Here is a 22,686-nt window from a genome sequence, read left to right as displayed (position 1 = left end):
ATTTTAAACAATGGAAAGCAATATTCTAGTTTTAGGAGCAAGTGGACAAATAGGTACAGAACTTACCCAAAAGTTACGTCTTATCTATGGTAATAATCATGTAATTGCCTCAGATATTAGAATGGCTAGTGATGAAATAATGGCAACTGGGCCTTTTGAAATTATTGATGCTACTAACAAAGAAGCTATATTTACTGTGATAAAAAAATATAAAATTACACAGGTTTATTTATTGGCAGCAATGTTATCTGCTACAGCAGAACAGCATCCTCAAAAAGCTTGGAATTTAAACATGAACTCTTTACTGGCAGTATTAGATTTAGCCAAAGAAAAACACATAAAACAAATTTATTGGCCAAGTTCTATTGCTGTTTTTGGCCCCACAACTCCAAAAGAAAATACTCCTCAAAAAACAGTAATGGAACCTTCTACAGTTTACGGAATTAGTAAAGTTTCTGGTGAATTTTGGTGTAATTATTACCATAGCAAATATGGAGTAGATGTTAGAAGTTTACGTTATCCTGGCATTATTTCTTGGAAAACCAAACCTGGTGGAGGCACAACAGATTATGCTGTAGATATTTATTTTAAAGCTATAGAACATAAAAAATATGAGTGTTTTTTATCAGAAAATACACGTTTACCAATGATGTATATGGATGATGCTGTAAACGCAACCATTGCACTTATGAAAGCAAATCCAGAAGACATAAAAATTAGAAATGGTTACAATTTGGCTGCAATGAGTTTTACTCCAAAAGAAATTGCTTTAGAAATCAAAAAATACATTCCAGATTTTAAGATTACGTATAAACCCGATTTTAGACAACAAATTGCAGATAGTTGGCCTTCTACTATAGACGATTCTGCTGCAAGAAAAGACTGGAATTGGGAGCATAAGTTCGATTTAAAAACCATGACAAAAGTCATTATTGACCAAATAAAGAAGCTGTAAGTTTGTGCTAAATTTACGTCTAACACCTTGTATTTAGCATTAAATTTATGAAAGCAATTATAGAACAAAGTTTAGCAAACACATATACTTACCAAGAATATAGAAATTTAGTAAGCACATTACTTTCTAATGGTAAAGCTACAGGCCCAAATCAATCTAAAGATTTAACAAATTATAGTTTGTTAAACGATAAAAGAATGAAACGTTTAGACAAAACCATTAAAATTAACGAAGAAACGACTAACCTACTTAAAGATATTAAAGAGCCCCAAACATGGTTGCTAATTACAGAAGGTTGGTGTGGAGATGCTGCACAGAATTTACCTGTTATTCATAAAATGGCAGAACTAAATAAAAACATTCGCTTAAAAATAGTTTTGCGTGATGAAAATTTAGAATTAATGGATCTATTTTTAACAAATGGAGGAAGAGCCATACCTAAATTAATTTCTTTAGATACCGATAATAATATAATAGATACTTGGGGACCAAGACCAACTGTTGCAACTAAAATGGTAGCAGATTATAAAGCTAAACATGGAGTTGTAGACGCACAGTTTAAACAAGATTTACAAGTTTGGTACAACAAAGACAAGGGCAAAAGCATACAAGAAGATTTTATAAAACTAATTCAAAAATCTTTACTTAAAGAAGTGTAGATACTTTAAAATGATAAAAAAACCGCAAGTCTGAAACATCAGGTTTGCGGTTTTTCTTTGCGTATATTTGCAATCTTAATAACTGGTTATGTTTGTAGATTATAAATCAATTTCTGATGATGCTAAAGTGTGGGTTTACCCATCTAGCAGAAAATTTTATAAAACAGAAATTGAAGCGCTAGAAAATAAAATTAAACACTTTGTAGAAAACTGGAAAAAAGAAGACGAAAACTTCATTGCTTCTTATCAATTTTTACACAATAGATTTATTGTTTTGGTTGCAGATGATGAAAAATCACCCCTAACAAATGCAGATATAGATGCTTCTGTTGCCTTTATTTTAGAACTACAAGAAACGTATAATATAGAACTTTTAGACAAAATGAACGTCTGTTTTAAGCAAGGTGAATTTGTACAATATAAAGAACTTAAAGACTTTAAAAAGTTACTAAAAAACAAAGCGCTTACTGGTAAAACCATCATTTTTGATAACCTAATTGCCAACAATCACGATTTTAAAAACTTTTGGGAAATCCCTATAGAAGAAAGTTGGTACAATCGTTTTTTATAATTTTTTATGCTTAAAGTACAACACCTTTCTTTTGGATATTCTAAAACCAAAACCGTTCTAGAAAACTTTAACTTTAGCTTAAAAAAGGGAGAGCATTTATGTGTTATGGGCGAAAGTGGTTGTGGAAAATCTACTTTATTAAAATCTATTTATGGTTTAGTAGATCTACAAAAAGGTAAAATTTTTTGGAACGACGAACAAATTCTAGGCCCCGCTTTTCATCTAGTTCCTGGGTTTGATAAGTTTAAATACGTTGCCCAAGATTTTGATTTAATGCCCTATATTTCTGTTTCTGAAAATATTAAAAAATTCTTATCTCGTTTTTATCCAGAAGAAAGTGAAAAAAGAACACAAGAATTATTGGCTGTTATAGAAATGAGTGCTTTTGCAAACACAATGGTTAAAAATTTAAGTGGTGGGCAAAAACAAAGAGTAGCCATTGCAAGAGCTTTGGCTAAAGAACCAGAATTATTGTTGTTAGATGAACCTTTTGGACAAATAGATAATTTTAAAAAAAATACACTTAGAAGAAACCTTTTTGGTTATTTAAAAGAAAAAAATATTGCATGTATTGTTGCTACGCACGATAAAAATGATGCGCTCTCTTTTGCAGATTATTTATTGGTAATTAAAAATAATACAATTTTAATAAACGATAATCCTAAAGAAATTTATAACAATCCAACAGAAAAATACATTGCTGCGTTGTTTGATGATATCAACGAAATTACACTAAATAACAACAACTATTTGTTATATCCTCATCAAATTAAAATTATAGAAACCTCTGCTTCTAAAAATAAATCTAATTTGATAAAAGCAACAGTTATCAACTCTTATTTTAAAGGTAATTATTGGTTACTTGAAGTAAATTTTAAAAATCAGACTGTATTTTTGAAACATTCTATTTATTTAAGCAAAGGAAAAATTGTTCATATTTCTATAAAAAAACACCCAAACTCCAAAGAGTAAAGGTGCACCTGAATTATAAACTTTCTAATAAATAACTATTATTTATTTAAAAGAAAGAAAGTTGGAGGGATAATTCTAATAGTATAACAATAAAATTGTAAATCAAAAATACAAAGAAAATACTTTAATGTAAGGTAAAAACTAGCATTAAGACTGTAAAAATGGGAAAAATTAATTCTTATATTTTTTTCGATAAGACTCTGGAGTATTAAAAGTATGTTTCTTAAAATATTTGTACAAATTAGAAGGGTCTTTAAAACCTAGGTTAAAAGCGATTTCTTTTACAGACATATTAGTGTTTAACAGAAAACTTTTTGCTTTTGTAATAACTAAATCATCAATAAAAGATTTTACAGGTTTATTTGCTATATATTGTACAATAGTATTTAACTTTTTAGTAGAAAAACCTAATTTATTGGCATAGTATTTTACCTTTTTACTTTTACCATAATCGCTCTCTAATAAATTCTGAAATTTTATAAATTCCTTTAAATAGTTACTTAACTGTACTTTATTGTGACCTCTAGATTTAATTCTATGCAGTAACGTAATTAAAATATGCAATAAACTTCTAATTATTTTAAAAGAATATTCATCAGATTTTTCTGTAAACTCCTTTTCTATCTTCCTTAAAAGGTAAAAAACTTCAGTGAACTCATCTTCTTTTAATTGTGTTTTAGACGATACTAAAAACTCGCTAAACAACTGAATAATTTTAGCAACTTCTCTTTGATTTAAATAACTATTTAAAAAATCATCACTAAATATTAAAAAGTAACCTTCAACCTTATTGTTCTTGTAAAAATGGTGTACTTTATTTTTTCTTATAGCTAAAACTGTACCTTTTGTGTAGTAATAGTCAGTATACCCAACAGAGTGCCTTCCTAAATTCTTTTCGATAAAAATTAAAATATAGGAATTAACTTTATGGTTTTGCGTAATTAAACCTGAAATATCCGATGTTAATAATTCAGGTATTTTTGCAATCCTAAATTTAGAAATCGAATAATTGAGTCCATAATCAACAAAGAAAGAAACTAATGGCATTTTTTTTAGGGGGATTTATATTGCCAATAAAATTACTAATTATTTTATCAACATAACTTTATAATTCATTTTATTAAACAAATAAGTGTCGTTTACTTTTTTACCTAATAAAATTTTGCCAATTGGCGATGATACAGAAACTGCAAAATAATCTTTACCAAAAGCGGTTAATTTACCTGCAGAAATACTTAAAAAATAATTGGCTTTATCTGTAATAATTACACTGCCTAAATGAGCAATTTCTGATGTTTTTGATGCATCAATTTTAGCTAAAATTTGATTCATTACAGAAATTCCTGCCAATTGCTGACTTGCTTTTTCCATTTCTAGTTGCAACATTGCTCTACCTGTTTCGTGCTTATCACCAGCAGAACTTTTTGTTTCTGATTGCAATGCTTTTTGATTAGAAGATATAATTTCTTCTACAGTTTGCAAACGTTTATTTACAAACTCCTTGCACTGATTAAAAAGCGCTATTTTAACATCCATTATACTAACAAAATTGCAAAACGAATCTAAAAACAATAGAATGAATATAGAAATTGAAACTGATAATTTTTCTATTTTGGTTGATAGGATTCATCAACCAAAATATATTTAATTGAGTGTTATGTAGTTCCTGTAAATTCTAATTTTATGCTTGCAGATTTAGACAAACTTACATCGTTTTCTCCAATATTAAAATCTTTTCTGTTAATTTTAAAAATCGACTTGATGGTAATTTTTTTTCCATTTTCTGATACTTCAAACGGAATTTGAACCTTTTTTGCAATTCCTTTTATTTTTAAAATACCAAGTAGAAAAAAAACTCCATTTTCCTTTTTTTCTATTTTTGAAGAATTAAATTGAATGTATTTATAATTGTCTTCGAAGAAATATTTTCTTTTTAAAATCAATTTTTCTCTATTTTTTCTTTTCATAGAAATTGATTTTACTCTAATTTTTAAGTTAATGTAACTATTCTCTAAATCATTAGAATTAAAGTTGGTGTACAGTTTAGCATCATTAAAATTACCAACAACATTGATACCGAGTTTTTTTACTGAAAATAAAGCTTGACTAGAATTTTGCTGCCATTCTTGAGAAAAAATAGTACTGGAAAGGCAAAACAGAACGAAATAAAGGGAACGTTTTAACATAAGGGGGAATTGTTTAAGTCACCAATTTAGTAAAAATTTCTTTATAAATGTATTTTAAAATAAAAATCTTAAGTATTTAAAACACTCAATATTAATATTTTCTAAAAAAATTACTCAACTAATTCTGCCAATTCTTTGCCCACTAAACTACCAATGGCAATGCCCATTCCTCCTAAACGAACTCCACAAAAAACAGTATTAGAAACTTGTTTTACGATTGCTTTTTTCTGACTACCCACACCCATAATTCCACTCCATTTGTGTTCAATTTCAAATTTTGTATTGGGTAAAATGGTTTCTTTTAAAATCCGTTCTAATTCGTTTTGAACTATTTTTGTTTGCCCAAACGCTGTAGTTTCTTCTGTTTTAAAATCGAGGTTTCTGCCACCACCAAATAAAATTCTATCGTTTATATTTCTAAAATAATAATAACCTTTATCTAAATGAAAAGTGCCCTTAATCTGTAAATTTTTAATTGGTTTTGTAATTAAAACTTGTGCTCTAGCAGGTTTCACTTTTTCGTTTAATAATTGACTTGCAAAACCATTGGTACAAATAAAAAGGCGTTTGGTTTTAAAGTTGATTCTATTTGTCTTTAAATCTACTTGACTGTTATTTTCCTCAAAACTTTTTAGGGTGATATTATTCAGGATTTTAATTCCGTTTTTTTGGGCTTTTAAAAGCAATTGACTTGCCATTTTTCCAGTATCAATCTGACCTTCAAATTGATTGACAATGTATTTTTGATGCACTTTTTGAAATCCGAAGATATTATCAGAAACAGAAAAAACATCTTCTTTAAAAATGGGTTTTAGCAACTTATTTATTTCATCTTTTTTTGATAAGTAGGTTTCAAATAAAGCCTGATTTTTAAACAATTCAAAACCTTTATTTTGCTGAAAATCGATGGTTGCATCACCTAAATTTCGTCTTAAAAGTTGTAAACCTTCCCAGCGTTTTTTTACCAAGTTAAAAACCTCTTCTTCTGTGTGCGAATTTAAATCGTCTATTAGTTCAGATAAACTGCCAAAACAAGCAAAACCTGCATTTTTAGTACTTGCTCCTTGAGGCAACATTCCTTTTTCTAGAATTAAAATCTTAGCTTTTGGATGCTTTTTTCTGAGTTCTAAAGCACAAGTTAGGCCCACAATTCCACTACCCACAATTGTAAAATCGAGGTTTGTAAACCATTCTTTTAATTCCCAATAACTATAATTCATTATTGTTTTTTTATCCTCTAGACCTCACAGGTTTTAGAAACCTGTGAGGTCTAAATGGTTTATAATTTAAAGCTCTTTTTCAAAACAAATACTGTTTTCCATTTTAGCATATTGTCCGTAATTTGGAATTACCTTATACTTACATTTATGATAAAAATTTACGGCTTCAACTTGTCTTTTACCGGTTTCTAAAATACACTTTTTATAGCCCATTTCTTTTGCCCAAACCTCTAATTCAGTGAGTATTTTTTGAGCAATTCCTTTGCCTCTTTTATCCGAAGAAACAAACATCCGTTTTACTTCTGCAGCAGAGTTATCCATTTTTTTAATGGCTCCACAACCCACAGCAATATCATTTAAATAAATTAAAACCACATTTTTTAGAACATCGATATTATTAAACTGATTGTAAAAATCGTGTTCATCTCCATCTGTAATTTTTAGATACGCATCTAATTGTTTTACTAGATTTATAAAGTCTTGGTTTTCTGAATTTGTTCTAACTATTTTCATCTTTTTTGAGTTAAACCTACAAGTTTTTCAAAACCTTGCAGGAAAGTGTGTCTTAAAATTCAAATTTTAATTGAACCCAAACTGGTTCTTTAATTACTGTATTTAAATTGCCAAAAGAAATGCCTAATAAACGAACCGAGTTTTTTAATTTTTCTTGAAAAAGCAATTCTTTTACAATAGGAAAAAACTCCTTTTTAGTGCTCATAAAATGATCTACAGTTTTACTTCTGGTCTGTTGTGTAAAATCGGAATATTTAATTTTTAGGGTGATGGTTTTCCCTTTGGTATTCGATTTTAGCATTCGTTTTTCAATTTCATCAGCAATATTTTCTAGTTTTTCTAGCATAAAAATTTCTGATGATATATTCTCAAAAAAAGTACGTTCTGCACCAACAGATTTTCTGATTCTGTTTGGTTTTACTGGGCTGTTATGAATACCTCTTACAATATTGTAATAATGTTTACCAGATTTACCAAAGAGATTGGTAAGTTCTTCTAATGATTTTTGCTTTAAATCATTGCCTACAAAAATGCCTAAATTGTACATTTTTGCAGCAGTAACTTTACCCACTCCATAAAATTTATTAACAGGCAATTCTTCTAAAAACTGAATTACCTCATCTGGATGAACCGTTTTTTGTCCATTGGGTTTATTGATATCCGAAGCAACTTTTGCAATAAATTTATTAATAGAAATACCTGCAGATGCTCGTAAACCAATTTCATTGTAAATGCGCTGTCTTATTTCTCTGGCAATATCATTGGCAGACGGATTTCCTTTTTTGTTTTCGGTAACATCTAAATAGGCTTCGTCTAAAGACAAAGGTTCTACCAAATCTGTGTAATCGTAAAAAATTTCTCGAATTTTCGAAGAGAGTTCTTTATACCTAGCAAAATCGGATTTCACAAAAATAATGTGTGGGCATTTCTGCTTGGCCAAAACATTGCTCATTGCAGATTTTACACCAAATTTACGAGCTTCGTAACTTGCAGCAGAAACTACACCTCTATCACCTCCTCCACCAACAGCAATGGCTTTTCCTCTTAATTCAGGATTATCTAATTGCGCTACAGATGCATAATACGCATCCATATCTACATGAATAATTTTACGAAAAGGAGGTTGTAATTCCATCTTTCGAATTTACAAAAAAGTTAGTGTTTCTGATTGTGAGTTTTTATAGCAATCTTGTTAAAAATATAGAACTATTTTAATTATAAAAAACACTTTATTGTAAAAAATCAATAGAAATTTCTACTACTTCTTTTAGCTCTTTGGTTAATTCATTTTTATGCCAAGGATGAGAAACATTAAACACATGATTTGCGTTTTCTATAACCTTAAATTGTGCTTCTGGATTCCATTTTTTTAGATTTTCTCCTTCGGATATAAAAACAGCATCATCTTTATTTCCGTGAATAATTAACTGTGGAATATTTAAATTTTTAACTGCATTCGGAATACTTAAACGAGCTTCATTTAGCTTATAATTTTCATAAAACTGATAAAAATGAGGCATTTGCTGATTTGTTCTTCCGTTAACAACGAATTTAACTCCGTTTTTTTTCCAGTTTTCTAAATCGCCAATAGTTGAGCTTCTTTTGCCAAAATCGCAAACTGCTGCTAGTGTTACTACTTTTTTAACACGATTGTCTTCATTAGCTTTTAATAACACAATTCCTCCTCCTCTACTATGTCCAATCAGAGAAATATCATCAATATTGGCCTCGTTTTTATACGTGTTTTCAGTAGAAATCCAATCAATAATAGTTTTTAAATCATCTAATTCTTTGGTGTAATTGTTATTTCCAAATGCCTCTAAATCTGGGAAATCTATAGGCTGCTCTATGGTGCCTCCATTATGAGAAAAATTGAATTTTATAAAGAAAAAACCGGCTTTTGCAAAATGTTCTGCTACTAAATTCCAAGGTCCCCAATCTTTAAAACCTTTATAACCATGACAAAAAATAACTACTTTTTTAGGTTGATTATTTGGATTGTAAAAAACATCCGTAACAATTGGTTTTTGATGAATGCCATCAACAATTATATTTTTAAGTATTTTCATCAGAAATAATTATATAACAAGTTTAAATATAGTAAAGTTACCAAAACAAGCTGCAATAAAACTTAAAAATAGATAAATGCACTAATCATTAAAACGTTGGGTGATTATTATTATTTATTGAGCAGATAAATTAAGTTACCTATAGCTACAAAACCGGTTAAACATCCTAAGATAAAATCCATCTTAGATGCTATAAAAGTTAGTTTGTGTTCTATGTTTTTGGCAACAATAGCATAAATTGTATAAAGCGTAAAAGAACCAATTGTAGAACCAATTGAAAAATAAAACGCATTTAAATAACTGTAGTTAAAATACTCAAAACCAATTAAAAGCGATATAAAAGTAAAGTAAAAAGGAATGGCCATCATATTTAACAACGACATTAAAATTCCGTAGAAATAAGATTTAGATTTCGGAATTTCTTTTTCCTTTTTTTGCTCTTTGGATGAATAATAAACTCGAAAAAAATTAACAGATAATAGAAATAATATACCTGTTCCTATTTGTTGAATTAAGGTGATATATTCTGAGTTTTTCATTAAAATATTGGCCAAATAAGCCCCTAAATTTGCCTGAAAAAACAATACTGTTGCATAACCAGCAATTAAGTAAAAAGTAGGTTTTTTGCCATTTCTTAAACTATATTTTACTACAGTTAAATTTAAAAAACTAGGTGTAATGCTACCCATTGCAGCAATTACAAAACCCAAAAGTAAGCAGAAAATAAAGGTCATGGTTTGTTATTATATAGCAAAGAAACAAAGAAACGCATCAATAAATTGATGCGTTTACAACATATAATAACTCAAAAAAGATTTCTTAGATAATTCCTTGTGCTAACATTGCGTCTGCAACTTTTACAAAACCGGCAATATTTGCTCCTTTAACATAATCTATAGAGCCATCTTCATTTTTACCATATTCTACACAAGAGTCATGAATATCTTCCATAATATCTTTTAGCTTTTCATCTACTTCTTTACGAGTCCAGCTCATTCTTAGTGCATTTTGACTCATTTCTAAACCAGAAGTAGCTACTCCCCCAGCATTACTCGCTTTTCCTGGTGCAAATAAAATTTTTGCATTTTGAAATGTATGCATAGCATCTGGTGTAGAAGGCATATTTGCACCTTCAGAAACACACATACAACCATTTTTTATTAATGTTTTTGCTTCTTCTCCATTTAACTCGTTTTGAGTTGCACAAGGCAAAGCAATATCGCATTTAACAGACCATGGTCTATCTTCTGCTACATATTTAGCATTCGGGTATTTTTCTAAATACTCACTAATTCTAGCTCGTTTTTCATTTTTTAAATACATAACGTGCTTTAACTTTTCGCCATCTATACCTTCTTCATCATAAATATAACCACTAGAATCTGATAATGTAACTACTTTTGCACCTAATTCTATGGCTTTTTCTGCAGCATATTGTGCTACGTTTCCAGAACCAGAAATTACAACTGTTTTATTTTTAAAAGAATCGTTTTTAACTTTTAGCATATTGTCTGCAAAATATACAGCTCCATAACCTGTAGCTTCTGGTCTAATTAAAGAACCTCCCCAAGATTGACCTTTACCTGTTAAAACACCTGTAAACTCGTTATTTAGTTTTTTATACATACCAAACATAAAACCAATTTCTCTTGCACCTACACCAATATCTCCAGCAGGTACATCTGTACTTGGGCCAATGTGTCTAAATAATTCTGTCATAAAAGCATGGCAAAAACGCATAATTTCGTTGTCTGATTTTCCTTTAGGATCAAAATCAGAACCTCCTTTACCACCACCCATAGGTAATGTTGTTAAAGAGTTTTTAAATACTTGTTCAAAAGCTAAAAACTTTAAAATACTAGCATTTACTGTAGGATGAAAACGCAAACCTCCTTTATATGGACCAATTGCAGAATTCATTTGTACTCTATATCCTCTGTTTACTTGAATTTCTCCATCATCATCTACCCAGCATACACGAAAAGAAATTAATCTTTCTGGTTCTACCATTCTTAATAAAATGTTTTTCCCAAAATAAATATCATTATCAATGATATAAGGAATTACAGTTTCTGCAACTTCTTGTACAGCTTGTAAAAATTCTGGTTCATGACCATTACGTTGTTCTACCAACTTCATGAAGCCATCAATTTTGGATTTCATATTTTCTTCCATACTTTATTATGATATTAATAAAATTTAACGCAGCAAAGATAGTTATTTTTCAATATGATAAAATACAAAAGTTTTCTTAAATATATTTAATTGCCCTTATTTCAATCGATTTCGTTTGCATCACCTCATTTATTAGTAAAAGCAATCTTAAACTCTTTAAAAAAGTTTAAATTTGCAGCATAATTTTATTTTAAAATGTTAGATAAAGTAAAAGAACTTATTGGAGATGTTGATGCTTTTAAAGCAACCACAAAAGACGAAGTAGAAGCATTCAGAATTAAATATTTGGGTAGCAAAGGTTTACTTAAAGGTTTATTTGCTGAATTTAGAAATGTTGATGCATCACTAAAAAAAGATTTAGGACAAGCTTTAAATAGATTACGAAATGCTGCTGAAGGTAAAGTTGCAGCTTTAAACGAATCTTTAGAAAGTGCCATAGAAGAAAAAGGAGTTTATGGTGATTTAACAAGACCTTCTGAACCTATTGAATTAGGATCTCGTCATCCAATATCTTTAGTAAAAAACCAAATTATTGAAGTTTTTAATAGAATTGGTTTTACAGTTTCTGAAGGACCAGAAATTGAAGACGATTGGCATAACTTTACTGCTTTAAATTTACCAGAATATCATCCTGCAAGAGATATGCAAGACACGTTCTTTATAGAACAAGATCCAGATATTTTATTGCGTACACATACTTCTTCTGTGCAAGTACGCTACATGGAAAATAACGAGCCACCTATTAGAACTATTTCTCCTGGAAGAGTTTTTAGAAACGAAGATATTTCTGCTCGTGCACACTGTATTTTTCATCAAGTAGAAGGTTTATATATAGATACTGATGTTTCTTTTGCGGATTTAAAACAGACGCTTTTATATTTTACAAAAGAGATGTTTGGAAAGTCTAAAATTAGATTAAGACCTTCTTATTTTCCGTTTACAGAGCCAAGTGCAGAAGTAGATATTTATTGGGGATTAGAAACTGAAACTGATTACAGAATTACAAAAGGTACTGGTTGGTTAGAAATTATGGGTTGTGGAATGGTAGACCCAAATGTGTTGAAAAATGCAAACATTGATCCTACAAAATATTCTGGTTACGCTTTTGGAATGGGTATAGAACGTATTGCAATGTTGTTATACCAAATACCAGATATTAGAATGTTTTATGAAAACGATAAGCGTTTCTTAGAGCAATTTAAATCAATAATCTAAAGAAGCCCATCCTAGCCTTCCAAAAGAGAAGGAACTCAAATCTTTACGAAATGTATTCGTGAAAATTTGTGTAATTCGTGGCAAAAAAAAGATACTGAAACAAGTTCAGCACAAGTGAAAAAAGACATCCAAATACCAGAAGTTACAAATGTAGAAATGGCTGTTGTTTATGAATACAATGATATTTATAAAACAGACGATTGGAATGTGTACATCATCAATAAAAAAAATGTTGATTTAGAAATGCTTGTAATTGTTTCTCAAGGTTTTTCTGATACGAAAACCACCTCTTTATTGCGTAAAAAACTGGACAAATTACCTGCAAATTCTTTTGCTAAGATTGAATTAATTCAACCTGAATTATTCAAATTGAACAATCGTTTTCAAGTTACTTTTTTTGAAGGAAATACTTTGTATGAAAAAACTTTTATCTTTAAAGAAAACACCATTAAAGAAGGTGCTTTACGTATGATAACTGAGCTAAATAAACGTGGAGTTTTGGCTGGTTAGATTAATCAAAATCAGCTTCTATTTTATGCAAGTTGGCAATATCTTTGTTTAGATATTTAATGCTAACTTTTGGCGGAATTGATATTTCAATACAGGTTTCTGAAAAAACCATAGTTTCTGAGGATAATTTTGATTGAAAATCATTAGACATTAACAAAGATTTTAAAATCAACTTAAACATTTTTTTGTCTTTATATTCTTCGTATAAAATGTCTATTTTATCCTTATTAATTTCTTTAAATCTACTAAAATGAATTTCTATTGATGGAGGAATAGAAACACCAACAATTAATCTGTTGGTTCTAAAACCTGCTTTTTCTAATATTGGTAAAACATTAAAAACATCTTTAACATAATCAACAAATTTGTTTTTAGTACTTGTTCCTATATCCCCAATTTTAGAAATGCCATTTTTGAATTGTTCAAAAATTTGGTCTGCTCCTTCACTTATAGTTTCTGTTGTTTTCTTTATGATTCCTTTTTCTTTCATTTTGGTTCATTTTATAAGACCTTACAGGTTTTAAAAACCTGAAAGGTCTTACGTTTATTTTTTCATCAACCCAAAAACCCAATAATTAAATACAAAATAGTGGTAATAATTCCACCAAATAAAGCATAAGGCAATTGTGTTTTTACGTGGTCTATATGATCACTAGCAGAAGCCATTGATGAAATAATTGAAGTATCTGAAATTGGCGAACAATGGTCTCCAAAAATTCCACCTCCTAAAGTTGCAGCAACTACAATTGTTAAATCTGCATTATGAATATTTGCCATAGGTACAGAAATTGCCAACATAATAGCAAAGGTTCCCCAAGAAGTTCCTGTAGAAAATGCAATAAAAGAACTCACCACAAAAACAACAGCAGGCAACAATTCTGGAGACAACCAACTTTCTGTAATATTTGCTACGTAATTACCAGTATCTAAAACTTTACAAGCATCACCAATAGCAAAGGCCAATAACATTAACAAAGCCAAAGGCATTAACTCGCTAATTCCTTTTAAAGTTAGGTTTACGGCTTCTTTTGGTTTTAAAATACCTTGAACAAAATACATCATAATTGCTACTAAAATAGCCGTAATTACTGAATATAAAACCGATGATGAACCAGAACCTTCACCAATGGCTAAAGAAGCATGATTTAAAAATGAGGTTGCTTCTTTTACGGCATCCCAACCTGTATAAATTAAGTTAATTGGCATCATACAAACCATCACCAAAAGTGGCACAATCATATTATACGCTTTGGCCTCAATACCTTCTTTTGGCGGAAAAGAAGTTACCTCATCAGAAATCATTGGTTTAGAACCTTCGTTCATTAACAAACCTGTTTCTTTAGTTCTTTTTTCTGCTTTTTTCATCAATCCAAAATCCTTTTTTGATAAGATGATGAAGAATAAAATTCCGATTGCTAAAAGTGGATAAAAGTTATATTTAATAGAGGCTAACATCACCGAAAACGGTTTTTCTATACCTTGTGTTAACAACAAACCCATAATAAATGCTCCCCAAGCATTAAAAGGAATTAAGATTGATGAAGGTGCTGAACTTGAATCTGCTATGTAAGCCAGTTTTTCTCTAGGAATTTTTAATTTGTCAAAAATTGGTCTGTATAAAGTACCAACTGTTAAAGAAGAAATACTGGTTTCTACAAACAATAACAATCCTGTAAGCGTTGCCAAAATTTGAACCATAACTCTACTATATCCAGATTTTTTTGCTTCTAGTTTTACCAGTTTTTTGTTGATAAAATTGATAAAACCTTCTACACCTCTAGAATATTGAATAAATACCAGCAAAGAACCAACCAAAGCACTAAAAATAATGGTTCTTGTATTTCCTTTCGATTGAAAAACGTTAACCATACCTTCTATCATGGCTAAAGTTCCTTCTAAAGGATTCCAACCTTTTACAATGAACCAAGAAAACCAAATTCCAAAAAGCAAAGCAATATAAACTTGCTTGGTTCTAAGTGCTAAAATAATGGCAACAATTGGTGGTATTACTGACAGAAATCCATATTCCATAAAAGACGTTTTTATTTTGCTAAAGGTAATAATTTATATACTTGTTATTTTGTAAATTGTGAATCTGATTTTACCAAAAATGTCAAAAAAATATATTTTAGCTTTAGATCAAGGTACAACAAGTTCACGCACTGTAATTGTTGACGAAAAAGGAAGTATTGTAGCCATAGAACAAGAAGAGATTCAACAAATATTTCCAGAAACTGGTTGGATAGAACATAATGCTTTAGAAATTTTAGAAACTCAATTATCTACCTTAAAAAAGGTGATACAAAAAGCCGATATTCAACCTAAAGATATTGTAGGTTTAGGCATTACAAATCAAAGAGAAACTACTGTAATTTGGAATAAAAACACAGGAAAACCAATTTATAATGCTATTGTTTGGCAAGATAAAAGAACCGCAAATATTTGTGAGGATTTAAAAAATAAAGGATTAGAACATCACATAAAAAAAACAACTGGTTTAGTGGTTGATGCGTATTTTTCTGGAACAAAAATTCATTGGATTCTAGAAAACGTAAAAGGCGCAAAAGAAGAAGCTAAAAAAGGAAATTTACTTTTTGGCACAATAGATTGTTGGCTTTTATGGAATTTATCAGACAAAAAAATTCACGCCACAGATTACAGTAATGCATCTAGAACCATGCTTTTTGATATCAACAATTTGTGTTGGGATGCTACTATTCTATCAGCCTTAAACATTCCAAAAAACGTATTGCCAGAAGTTAAACCTTCTTCTTATCATTTTGGTGATTTTAATTTAGATGGATGTAAAATTCCGATTGCAGGTATTGCTGGCGATCAACAAGCAGCGCTTTTTGGACAAACTTGCTTTAAAAAAGGCGAAGCCAAAAACACGTATGGTACAGGTTGTTTTTTATTGATGAATACAGGCACACAACCTCAATATTCTAAAAACGGTTTACTAACCACAATTGCTTGGGGAATTAACAACAAAGTATATTATGCTTTAGAAGGCAGTGTTTTTGTTGCTGGTGCTGCAATTCAATGGTTAAGAGATGGATTACAAATTATAGAATCTGCAGAAGAAAGTGAGTTTTTTTCAGAAAAAGTAGATGAAGTAAACCCCGTAATTGTAGTGCCTGCATTTGCTGGTTTAGGTGCTCCTTATTGGGATATGTATGCAAGAGGTGCAATTTTTGGTTTAACTAGAGATACAGGTAAAAATCATTTAATAAAAGCCACTTTACAATCTTTGGCTTACCAAACCAAAGACTTGTTAATTGCCATGCAAAACGATGCAGAAACACCTTTAAAAGCCTTAAAAGTTGATGGTGGTGCAAGTGCAAATAATTTGCTAATGCAGTTTCAGGCAGATATTTTAAACACTGCTGTAGACAGACCAAAAAATACAGAAACTACTGTTATGGGTGCTGCATATTTAGCAGGAATTTGTGTAGGTTTATGGCAGTTAGAAGATATTGAAACCGATAAAAAAATAGACCAAGAATTTCTACCAAAAATATCAGAAGAAAAAAGAGAACGTCTTTATAAAAAATGGCTAAAAGCTGTTGAGCGTTCTAAAAATTGGATCGATTAAAAATCTAAAAAAATATGTCAAAATTTTATACTAAAATTACCTCAAGACTTCAAAAATTTATCGAAGCTCAAAAAATATTCTTTGTGGCAACTGCTCCAAATTCTGGTAGAATAAACTTATCTCCAAAAGGTATGGATTCTTTTAGGGTGATGAATGAAAACCAAGTTTTATGGTTAAATGTTACAGGCAGTGGAAACGAAACTGCTGCTCATTTATTAGAAAATGAACGTATAACAATTATGTTTTGTGCTTTTGAAGGTGCTCCTAATATTTTGCGTTTGTATGGAAAAGGCAAAGAAATTAAAAAAGGTGATGCTTCTTGGGATGAATTAATTCAACTGTTTCCAGAAACTCCAGGAACGCGTCAAATTTTTGATATTACTGTAGATTCTGCACAAACTTCTTGTGGAATGTCTATTCCATTTTTTGAATATAAAGGCGAAAGAAATGAATTGAATGACTGGGCTACAGAACAAGGCAAAGAAGGCATTGCAAACTATTGGAAAGATAAAAATCAAACTAGTATTGATGGTTTACCAACAAACATTTTAGAATAATAACATTTGATATTTGTTTAGATAAATCTATTTTAAGATATTTATATAAATTTAAGAGGGATGAAAACAATTGATAACATAAGAAATAGCTTAATAGACAAGTTACAATCTATTAATAATAAAGATGTTTTGGAGGCAATTGATAAATTGATTTCTACAAGTAAAATAAATTCTGAAGAAATTGAATTCACAGAAGAGCAAATTACAATGTTAGAAATGAGTGAAAATGATATTAAAAATGGTAATGTAATTTCTCAAGAAGCTATGAATAAAAGAAATTTTGAATGGTTAAACGCAATGTAGTTTGGACAAAAACTGCAGACATACAATTTGTTGGTATTCTTGAGTATTGGGTAAAAAGAAATAAATCTACAGTTTTCTCAAAAAAATTGATTAAAATTGTCAGTAACAGAACTCTTCAAATTGCTAAAAACCCCTACTCTTATAAGGAAACAAGTTTCAAAGAAATAAGAGTTGCTTCTTTAAATAATTACAGTATTTTTTATAAAATAACACCAACAGAAATTATAATTTCTGCTTTTTGGGATAATAGACAAAATCCTAAAAAGCTTTTGAAAATTTTACAAAAATGAAAAACTTCTCATACTTTAAAAGAGCAGAAATTAAATCAAACTTAAAAGAAACTGAGTTTGATATTTTAATTATTGGTGGTGGAATTACAGGTGCAGGAATCGCTTTAGATGCAGCTTCTAGAGGTATGAAAGTAGCCTTAATAGAAAAAGGTGATTTTGCTTCAGGAACTTCGAGCAAATCAACAAAATTAATTCACGGTGGTTTACGTTATTTAAAACAATTCGATTTTTGGTTGGTAAAAGAAGTGGGCACAGAACGTGCAATTGTGCACAAATTAGCTCCGCATTTGGTAGTACCAGAAAAAATGATTTTACCTTTAATTGATGGAGGAACTTATGGTTCTTGGCTAACGTCTATAGGATTAAAAGTTTACGATATTTTGGCTGCAGTAGAAGGCGAAGACAAAAGACAAATGCTAGATAAAGAAGAAGCTTTAGCAAAAGAACCTTTACTACCAAATAAGATTTTAAATGGTGCTGGTTTTTACGCAGAATACAGAACAGATGATGCTCGTTTAACCATAGAAGTTTTAAAAACAGCTTTAAATTACGATGCAAAAATCATTAATTATACAGAAGCTACCGAGTTTATTTACAAAGATAAAAGAGTGGTTGGTGCAAAAGTAAAAGATGTTTTGTCTGATGATAATTACGAAATAAAAGCCAAATATGTAGTAAATGCTTGCGGACCTTGGGTAGATGAATTAAGGCAAATTAATCACTCAAAAACAGGCAAACGTTTACACTTAACCAAAGGAGTTCATTTGGTTGTTGCTCACGAAAAATTACCTGTAAAACAATCTGTTTATTTCGATATTCCTGATGGTAGAATGATGTTTGCAATTCCTCGTGGAAAAGTAACTTATTTTGGTACTACAGATACCAATTATCAACTAGATAAAGAAAACGTAAACACCAATTTAGTAGATGCAACGTATTTAATTTCTGCTGTAAATAATATGTTTCCAGACATCAATTTATCTTTAGATGATGTTCAATCTTCTTGGGCTGGTTTACGTCCTCTAATTCACGAAGAAGGAAAATCGGCTTCTGAATTGTCTAGAAAAGATGAAATTTTTGTGTCTGATACAGAACTAATTTCTATTGCTGGTGGTAAATTAACAGGTTATCGTAAAATGGCAGAACGTATTGTAGATTTAGTTGATAAAAAATACAAACGCAGATTTAACAAAGAATTCGAAGAGATTAAAACTAAAGATATTGTACTTTCTGGTGGTACTTTTAAAAATTACGATGAAGTTAAAAGTTATACAGATGCCATACAAAATAGAATTGCAGAAGTAGATTTTAACAGAAAAGATGCAGAATATTTAGTACATAATTATGGGAAACAGACAGACATTATCCTTCAAAAATTTGATGATATAATGCACGATAATATGCAAGAAAAAATGATAAATGCAGAAGTTTGGTTTGCTATAAATTACGAGATGGCTTGCAGTCCAACCGATTTTTTTATGCGTAGAACAGGTCGTTTGTTTTTTGATAAAACTAGTGTAGATCTTTACAAAGATTATGTAACTCAACTATTTAAAAATCAGTTTCATTGGGATGATAATACCACTGAAAAAAAATCACAAGAATTAGATAAAAATTTAACATTAGCTTGTACATTCAATTAAAAAATAGTTTACATTTACTATAGTTATTTTATAATTTTTTGGCCTATGAAAATATAGTTCAATTTACTCCGAAAAAAAGCATGTTCTTTTAAGAAAAAGAATGGCTACTATATTTTAAAAACAACTTAAAAAATTATAAATAAATGAAAAAATTATATGTGGTAGCACTTGTGCTACTTGTTACTGCGTCTTTCTCTTTTACTACAAACGTTCAAGAAAAATCGAATAAATTAACAGCTACATTTTTAGGCTTAACAGAAGATCAATATTACAAGTTTGTTGATGCTGATAAAAATGAATATTTATTTTACGATTACAATGATGATATTGATATCAGTTTAGAAGATGACGAAAACCTGAACAAAAAATTTGCCATAATTTGGGTAGAAAAAGAAGTCAATGAAACAGATGAAGAAGAAGAGGAAAACTCTGAAAAGACCTTTAAAGTTAAATCAATAATAGCTCTTAAATTATTAAAATAAACATGTACTAACCGTTTTTTGAAAAAATCAAAAAGCGGTTTTTTATTTATACAGGAAACATAAATAATTCTCCATAACCCACTGTATATAGCCAAACTCCGTAAATAGAATGCTCTAAAATAATTAGCCATGTAGATTTGGTTTTTAAGTAAGTATTTGTAAAAAGCAAGCTTCCCACAAAAGTAAAAGCCAAAACTGTAAAGCTCTGAAACCAAAGGTGTGCAAAAGAAAATAATACCGAGTTTATAAAAACAAACATCCATTGCTTTTCAACTAAACTTTGATATCGTTTTACAAAAAAAGTTCTATAAATTAGTTCTTGAGGAATTACCGAAAACAGGATATAAACTCCACTAAACTTTAACCATAAATCTGGTTTATTTACAATTACATTAAACAAATCTTCTTTATTTTGATAATACAAAACCAATGTAGTTGCTAAAACAATGATCAAAAAACGAAACGCAATATGTTTAAAGGCTCTAATTCGTAATTCTTTATCAAGTTTTTCTTTTTGAAATTTTTCTATAAATATGGAAATTAAAGTGATGTAAACCACACCCAAACCAACATAAATAACTTTAATAAAGATAGAAATTGGTAATAAAAGTACTATAGGCGAAACAGCAAATAGAACTAGTATTTCTATAAGTTTAATAGTGTTAGATGATTGTAATAATCGTTTCATTTTAGCCTTTAAAAACGCTATAACTGGTCTTCTTTTTCATCAGTTTCTATATCTGCAGTTAAATCTAGGTTTCTAATTGTGGGGCTCACAATTCCTGTGGTAACAGCTGTAATTAAAGTCATTGTACCACCAAAAACAACAGCAGTAACTGGTCCTAATAATTTAGCAGCCAAACCACTTTCAAAAGCACCTAATTCGTTTGATGAACCCACAAACATAGAATTTACAGAAGATACTCTACCACGCATTTCGTCTGGTGTTTTTAATTGCAAAATGGTTTGTCTTATCACCATAGAAATTCCGTCTGCAGCACCACTTATAAATAATGCTAAAAGACTTACCCAGAATATAGATGATAATCCGAAGGCAATAATACTCAATCCAAAAATAAAGACAGAAATCAACATTTTTTTACCTGTGTTTCTGTGGATGGGAATGTAAGTTGTAATAAACATAGTTAAAATACTTCCCATAGAAATAGAAGCATTTAAAAGGCCAAAACCTTCTGGCCCAACCTTTAAAATATCTTGCGCAAATACCGATAAAATAGCTACAGTACCACCAAATAAAACAGCAACCATATCTAAACTTAAAGCCCCTAAAATAGCCTTGTTTTTAAAAACAAACTTTACACCAACTTTTAAACTTTGCATCATTGGCTCACCAATTTTTGTGTTTAAAATCGGTTTCTTTTTTATTTGAAAAAGGATTATTAAAGATAAAATTACAAGTATAAAAACTAAGCATAGTGTTTTGTCTACGCCAATCCAACTGATAAAAAAACCACCAAAAAGAGCTCCAGAAACAGAAGCTGTTTTCCAGGTACTTGTGCTCCAAGTAGCAGCATTATGATATATTTTTTTAGGAACCAAAAGTGCCACTAAAGAAAAAATTGTTGGCCCGAAAAAAGAACGTAAAAATCCGCCAAAAAAAACCAATCCATAAATAGCATATAAAATTGAATTTGTAGACCAGTTATTCACAAAATTATTAGAGGTTAATAAAAATAAACCCAAACTTATGAACGAAAAAGCTGCTGTACAAATGGCCAACAAGTTTCTTTTTTCGTTTTGATCTACAATATGACCCGCAAAAAGTGCCATAGAAAATGCAGGTATAATTTCCATTAAACCAATAATGCCTAAAGAAAGTGGATCTTTTGTAATGGAATATACTTGCCATTCTATAACAATAAATTGCATAGACCACCCAAAAACTAATAGAAATCTTACCAATAAAAAAATATTGAATTCTCTTATTCTTAATGCTGCATAAGGGTCTTGTTTAGCCATAGTTAGCTTAATTTCATATCCATTAAAATGGCAAAAGTTTGGTTAATATCTTGTTCTTTTACCACAATTGTCATTTCGTTTGTTGTAGAAATAATTTCTTGTAAAGGTATATCTGCCCAAGCCAATTGTTTTAAAATAAAATAGTAAATACCAGATTGTTCTAAATTTTCTTTTGGTAGTTTAATAGTAATAGATGCTAACTCTAACATACTGTGTGTTAGTGTTTCATTTTCAAATATTTCTTCTACGTAAGGTCTTAAATTTTTACTTGTAACAATATTTGTTTCGAAAATACCTTGAGAAACTGTTAAAAAGTAATCAGAATTTTCTGCAGATTTGGTTAATATTTTTGCAATTTCTTTGAGTAAAGAAGGTGTGTTTTTAAACGTGAAATCGCATAAATCTGAGCGTACAATAACATCACCCAAATCTAAAGCTAAGCGTTTAATGTTTTTTCGAATACGAAGTTCACTAGCAGGAGATAATCTGTTAATTGCCATCATTACAGCACCTACTTTAACATCTTTCTTTAAAATTTCTGAAACTTCAGGTAAAATAATTCTAGCCAAAGAAGAAACATTTATCAACTTTTCATTTAAAGCTTCCTCTATAAAAGGTGTTTTTCTGATGGTACTTTCAACAACTTCTTGTATTGTTTTCATAGTAAAAGTTTAAAATTATAAATAATTGTTCAAAAATAAACAATTTATGATTACCTATTCTACTTAGCTGAAAATATATACTTTAAAGATTTAGATTGTTTAATTTTAAACATTTAAACAAAACCTCAA

Annotated in this window: 26 protein-coding genes; 12 read left to right on the top strand and 14 right to left on the bottom strand. The window is 29.7% G+C overall.

All coding sequences use genetic code 11. The annotated features are described in order from the left end of the window. Window positions 1-10 precede the first annotated feature (10 nt). The 4 genes from ACWYN7_RS03740 to ACWYN7_RS03725 all read left to right on the top strand — a co-directional run bounded on the left by ACWYN7_RS03740 (window position 11) and on the right by ACWYN7_RS03725 (window position 3,157). Entirely contained in the window at window positions 11-955 is a 945-nt protein-coding gene (locus tag ACWYN7_RS03740; RefSeq protein ID WP_462858509.1) for an NAD-dependent epimerase/dehydratase family protein, read from the top strand. 47 nt (window positions 956-1,002) lie between these two features. After that, window positions 1,003-1,614, top strand: coding sequence for a thioredoxin family protein (locus ACWYN7_RS03735; RefSeq protein ID WP_462858508.1), 612 nt, complete (start codon window positions 1,003-1,005; stop codon window positions 1,612-1,614). A gap of 88 nt (window positions 1,615-1,702) precedes the next feature. Continuing rightward, on the top strand, window positions 1,703-2,185 hold the full coding sequence (locus ACWYN7_RS03730) for an ABC transporter ATPase (protein WP_462858507.1): 483 nt from the start codon (window positions 1,703-1,705) through the stop codon (window positions 2,183-2,185). Between the two features lie 6 nt (window positions 2,186-2,191). Further along, window positions 2,192-3,157, top strand: a complete 966-nt coding sequence (locus ACWYN7_RS03725; protein ID WP_462858506.1) for an ABC transporter ATP-binding protein — start codon at window positions 2,192-2,194, stop codon at window positions 3,155-3,157. Between the two features lie 171 nt (window positions 3,158-3,328). Here ACWYN7_RS03725 and ACWYN7_RS03720 read toward each other — a convergent pair whose 3' ends face one another. The 9 genes from ACWYN7_RS03720 to gdhA form a co-directional block, all read right to left on the bottom strand. Next, a complete protein-coding gene (locus tag ACWYN7_RS03720) occupies window positions 3,329-4,204 on the bottom strand; it encodes a helix-turn-helix domain-containing protein (protein WP_462858505.1) in 876 nt (291 codons plus the stop codon). A gap of 39 nt (window positions 4,205-4,243) precedes the next feature. Further along, on the bottom strand, window positions 4,244-4,693 hold the full coding sequence (locus tag ACWYN7_RS03715; protein ID WP_462858504.1) for a 3-oxoacyl-ACP synthase: 450 nt from the start codon (window positions 4,691-4,693) through the stop codon (window positions 4,244-4,246). Window positions 4,694-4,812: 119 nt separating this feature from the next. Further along, window positions 4,813-5,343, bottom strand: coding sequence for a YceI family protein (locus ACWYN7_RS03710; protein WP_462858503.1), 531 nt, complete (start codon window positions 5,341-5,343; stop codon window positions 4,813-4,815). 110 nt (window positions 5,344-5,453) lie between these two features. Next, window positions 5,454-6,563 carry an NAD(P)/FAD-dependent oxidoreductase gene (locus ACWYN7_RS03705; RefSeq protein ID WP_462858502.1) on the bottom strand — a complete coding sequence of 370 codons (1,110 nt, stop codon included), beginning with the start codon at window positions 6,561-6,563 and terminating at the stop codon, window positions 5,454-5,456. A gap of 66 nt (window positions 6,564-6,629) precedes the next feature. Continuing rightward, window positions 6,630-7,076 carry a GNAT family N-acetyltransferase gene (locus tag ACWYN7_RS03700; RefSeq protein WP_462858501.1) on the bottom strand — a complete coding sequence of 149 codons (447 nt, stop codon included), beginning with the start codon at window positions 7,074-7,076 and terminating at the stop codon, window positions 6,630-6,632. Between the two features lie 52 nt (window positions 7,077-7,128). Then, a complete protein-coding gene (dinB, locus tag ACWYN7_RS03695; RefSeq protein ID WP_462858500.1) occupies window positions 7,129-8,211 on the bottom strand; it encodes a DNA polymerase IV in 1,083 nt (360 codons plus the stop codon). Between the two features lie 94 nt (window positions 8,212-8,305). Continuing rightward, entirely contained in the window at window positions 8,306-9,145 is an 840-nt protein-coding gene (locus tag ACWYN7_RS03690) for an alpha/beta hydrolase family protein (RefSeq protein ID WP_462858499.1), read from the bottom strand. 110 nt (window positions 9,146-9,255) lie between these two features. Next, a complete protein-coding gene (locus ACWYN7_RS03685) occupies window positions 9,256-9,879 on the bottom strand; it encodes a LysE family translocator (RefSeq protein WP_462858498.1) in 624 nt (207 codons plus the stop codon). Between the two features lie 85 nt (window positions 9,880-9,964). Then, complete coding sequence (gdhA, locus tag ACWYN7_RS03680) at window positions 9,965-11,308, bottom strand: NADP-specific glutamate dehydrogenase (protein WP_462858497.1); 1,344 nt, start codon at window positions 11,306-11,308, stop codon at window positions 9,965-9,967. A 207-nt stretch (window positions 11,309-11,515) separates the two neighbouring features. On the opposite strand from gdhA, the gene pheS reads away from it, so the two are divergent. Together pheS and ACWYN7_RS03670 are read left to right on the top strand one after the other, a co-directional pair. Next, a complete protein-coding gene (gene pheS, locus ACWYN7_RS03675) occupies window positions 11,516-12,535 on the top strand; it encodes a phenylalanine--tRNA ligase subunit alpha (protein ID WP_462858496.1) in 1,020 nt (339 codons plus the stop codon). A gap of 114 nt (window positions 12,536-12,649) precedes the next feature. Beyond that, window positions 12,650-13,045, top strand: coding sequence for a hypothetical protein (locus tag ACWYN7_RS03670; protein ID WP_462858495.1), 396 nt, complete (start codon window positions 12,650-12,652; stop codon window positions 13,043-13,045). Between the two features lies 1 nt (window position 13,046). Here the strand turns inward: ACWYN7_RS03670 and ACWYN7_RS03665 are convergent, their stop codons facing one another. Both ACWYN7_RS03665 and ACWYN7_RS03660 read right to left on the bottom strand, forming a co-directional pair. Next, window positions 13,047-13,535 carry a hypothetical protein gene (locus ACWYN7_RS03665; RefSeq protein ID WP_462858494.1) on the bottom strand — a complete coding sequence of 163 codons (489 nt, stop codon included), beginning with the start codon at window positions 13,533-13,535 and terminating at the stop codon, window positions 13,047-13,049. Between the two features lie 65 nt (window positions 13,536-13,600). Beyond that, on the bottom strand, window positions 13,601-15,076 hold the full coding sequence (locus ACWYN7_RS03660) for a Na+/H+ antiporter NhaC family protein (RefSeq protein WP_462858493.1): 1,476 nt from the start codon (window positions 15,074-15,076) through the stop codon (window positions 13,601-13,603). A 79-nt stretch (window positions 15,077-15,155) separates the two neighbouring features. Between ACWYN7_RS03660 and glpK the strand changes: the two genes are divergently transcribed. The 6 genes from glpK (at window position 15,156) to ACWYN7_RS03630 (ending at window position 19,915) form a co-directional block, all read left to right on the top strand. Continuing rightward, entirely contained in the window at window positions 15,156-16,640 is a 1,485-nt protein-coding gene (gene glpK, locus ACWYN7_RS03655) for a glycerol kinase GlpK (protein WP_462858492.1), read from the top strand. 14 nt (window positions 16,641-16,654) lie between these two features. Next, entirely contained in the window at window positions 16,655-17,197 is a 543-nt protein-coding gene (locus ACWYN7_RS03650; RefSeq protein ID WP_462858491.1) for a pyridoxamine 5'-phosphate oxidase family protein, read from the top strand. Between the two features lie 60 nt (window positions 17,198-17,257). Further along, window positions 17,258-17,500 carry a hypothetical protein gene (locus ACWYN7_RS03645; RefSeq protein WP_462858490.1) on the top strand — a complete coding sequence of 81 codons (243 nt, stop codon included), beginning with the start codon at window positions 17,258-17,260 and terminating at the stop codon, window positions 17,498-17,500. Beyond that, entirely contained in the window at window positions 17,482-17,790 is a 309-nt protein-coding gene (locus tag ACWYN7_RS03640; RefSeq protein ID WP_462858489.1) for a type II toxin-antitoxin system RelE/ParE family toxin, read from the top strand. Before ACWYN7_RS03645 ends, ACWYN7_RS03640 begins: the two co-directional genes overlap by 19 nt. Next, window positions 17,787-19,433, top strand: coding sequence for a glycerol-3-phosphate dehydrogenase/oxidase (locus tag ACWYN7_RS03635; protein WP_462858488.1), 1,647 nt, complete (start codon window positions 17,787-17,789; stop codon window positions 19,431-19,433). The genes ACWYN7_RS03640 and ACWYN7_RS03635 overlap by 4 nt, the downstream gene beginning before the upstream one ends. A gap of 143 nt (window positions 19,434-19,576) precedes the next feature. Then, a complete protein-coding gene (locus ACWYN7_RS03630) occupies window positions 19,577-19,915 on the top strand; it encodes a hypothetical protein (protein ID WP_462858487.1) in 339 nt (112 codons plus the stop codon). A gap of 46 nt (window positions 19,916-19,961) precedes the next feature. Here the strand turns inward: ACWYN7_RS03630 and ACWYN7_RS03625 are convergent, their stop codons facing one another. From ACWYN7_RS03625 to ACWYN7_RS03615, 3 genes are read right to left on the bottom strand one after another with little or no spacing between them, the layout of a single operon-like run. Further along, window positions 19,962-20,603 (bottom strand): CPBP family intramembrane glutamic endopeptidase, encoded by a 642-nt coding sequence (locus ACWYN7_RS03625; RefSeq protein WP_462858486.1) that lies wholly within the window; start codon window positions 20,601-20,603, stop codon window positions 19,962-19,964. A gap of 17 nt (window positions 20,604-20,620) precedes the next feature. Further along, complete coding sequence (locus ACWYN7_RS03620) at window positions 20,621-21,895, bottom strand: MFS transporter (protein ID WP_462858485.1); 1,275 nt, start codon at window positions 21,893-21,895, stop codon at window positions 20,621-20,623. Between the two features lie 2 nt (window positions 21,896-21,897). Continuing rightward, window positions 21,898-22,557: a hypothetical protein gene (locus tag ACWYN7_RS03615; protein ID WP_462858484.1), complete on the bottom strand. Its 660-nt coding sequence runs from the start codon at window positions 22,555-22,557 to the stop codon at window positions 21,898-21,900. Between the last annotated feature and the right edge of the window lie 129 nt (window positions 22,558-22,686).

The organism is Polaribacter sp. M10, from assembly GCF_054968445.1.
Note: the sequence above shows the minus strand (reverse complement) of the source record. Positions and strands in the feature narration are given on the sequence as shown.

Bases quoted from the DNA above. Each gene is read 5' to 3' on its own strand.
- glpK (WP_462858492.1), top strand. From the start codon at position 15,156: ATGTCAAAAAAATATATTTTAGCTTTAGATCAAGGTACAACAAGTTCA.
- ACWYN7_RS03630 (WP_462858487.1), top strand. From the start codon at position 19,577: ATGAAAAAATTATATGTGGTAGCACTTGTGCTACTTGTTACTGCGTCT.
- ACWYN7_RS03625 (WP_462858486.1), bottom strand. From the start codon at position 20,603: ATGAAACGATTATTACAATCATCTAACACTATTAAACTTATAGAAATA.
- dinB (WP_462858500.1), bottom strand. From the start codon at position 8,211: ATGGAATTACAACCTCCTTTTCGTAAAATTATTCATGTAGATATGGAT.
- gdhA (WP_462858497.1), bottom strand. From the start codon at position 11,308: ATGAAATCCAAAATTGATGGCTTCATGAAGTTGGTAGAACAACGTAAT.
- ACWYN7_RS03635 (WP_462858488.1), top strand. From the start codon at position 17,787: ATGAAAAACTTCTCATACTTTAAAAGAGCAGAAATTAAATCAAACTTA.
- ACWYN7_RS03740 (WP_462858509.1), top strand. From the start codon at position 11: ATGGAAAGCAATATTCTAGTTTTAGGAGCAAGTGGACAAATAGGTACA.
- ACWYN7_RS03620 (WP_462858485.1), bottom strand. From the start codon at position 21,895: ATGGCTAAACAAGACCCTTATGCAGCATTAAGAATAAGAGAATTCAAT.
- ACWYN7_RS03660 (WP_462858493.1), bottom strand. From the start codon at position 15,076: ATGGAATATGGATTTCTGTCAGTAATACCACCAATTGTTGCCATTATT.
- ACWYN7_RS03650 (WP_462858491.1), top strand. From the start codon at position 16,655: ATGTCAAAATTTTATACTAAAATTACCTCAAGACTTCAAAAATTTATC.
- ACWYN7_RS03735 (WP_462858508.1), top strand. From the start codon at position 1,003: ATGAAAGCAATTATAGAACAAAGTTTAGCAAACACATATACTTACCAA.
- ACWYN7_RS03705 (WP_462858502.1), bottom strand. From the start codon at position 6,563: ATGAATTATAGTTATTGGGAATTAAAAGAATGGTTTACAAACCTCGAT.
- ACWYN7_RS03690 (WP_462858499.1), bottom strand. From the start codon at position 9,145: ATGAAAATACTTAAAAATATAATTGTTGATGGCATTCATCAAAAACCA.
- ACWYN7_RS03615 (WP_462858484.1), bottom strand. From the start codon at position 22,557: ATGAAAACAATACAAGAAGTTGTTGAAAGTACCATCAGAAAAACACCT.
- ACWYN7_RS03685 (WP_462858498.1), bottom strand. From the start codon at position 9,879: ATGACCTTTATTTTCTGCTTACTTTTGGGTTTTGTAATTGCTGCAATG.
- ACWYN7_RS03645 (WP_462858490.1), top strand. From the start codon at position 17,258: ATGAAAACAATTGATAACATAAGAAATAGCTTAATAGACAAGTTACAA.
- ACWYN7_RS03725 (WP_462858506.1), top strand. From the start codon at position 2,192: ATGCTTAAAGTACAACACCTTTCTTTTGGATATTCTAAAACCAAAACC.
- ACWYN7_RS03700 (WP_462858501.1), bottom strand. From the start codon at position 7,076: ATGAAAATAGTTAGAACAAATTCAGAAAACCAAGACTTTATAAATCTA.
- ACWYN7_RS03640 (WP_462858489.1), top strand. From the start codon at position 17,482: ATGGTTAAACGCAATGTAGTTTGGACAAAAACTGCAGACATACAATTT.
- ACWYN7_RS03710 (WP_462858503.1), bottom strand. From the start codon at position 5,343: ATGTTAAAACGTTCCCTTTATTTCGTTCTGTTTTGCCTTTCCAGTACT.
- ACWYN7_RS03715 (WP_462858504.1), bottom strand. From the start codon at position 4,693: ATGGATGTTAAAATAGCGCTTTTTAATCAGTGCAAGGAGTTTGTAAAT.
- ACWYN7_RS03720 (WP_462858505.1), bottom strand. From the start codon at position 4,204: ATGCCATTAGTTTCTTTCTTTGTTGATTATGGACTCAATTATTCGATT.
- ACWYN7_RS03665 (WP_462858494.1), bottom strand. From the start codon at position 13,535: ATGAAAGAAAAAGGAATCATAAAGAAAACAACAGAAACTATAAGTGAA.
- pheS (WP_462858496.1), top strand. From the start codon at position 11,516: ATGTTAGATAAAGTAAAAGAACTTATTGGAGATGTTGATGCTTTTAAA.
- ACWYN7_RS03730 (WP_462858507.1), top strand. From the start codon at position 1,703: ATGTTTGTAGATTATAAATCAATTTCTGATGATGCTAAAGTGTGGGTT.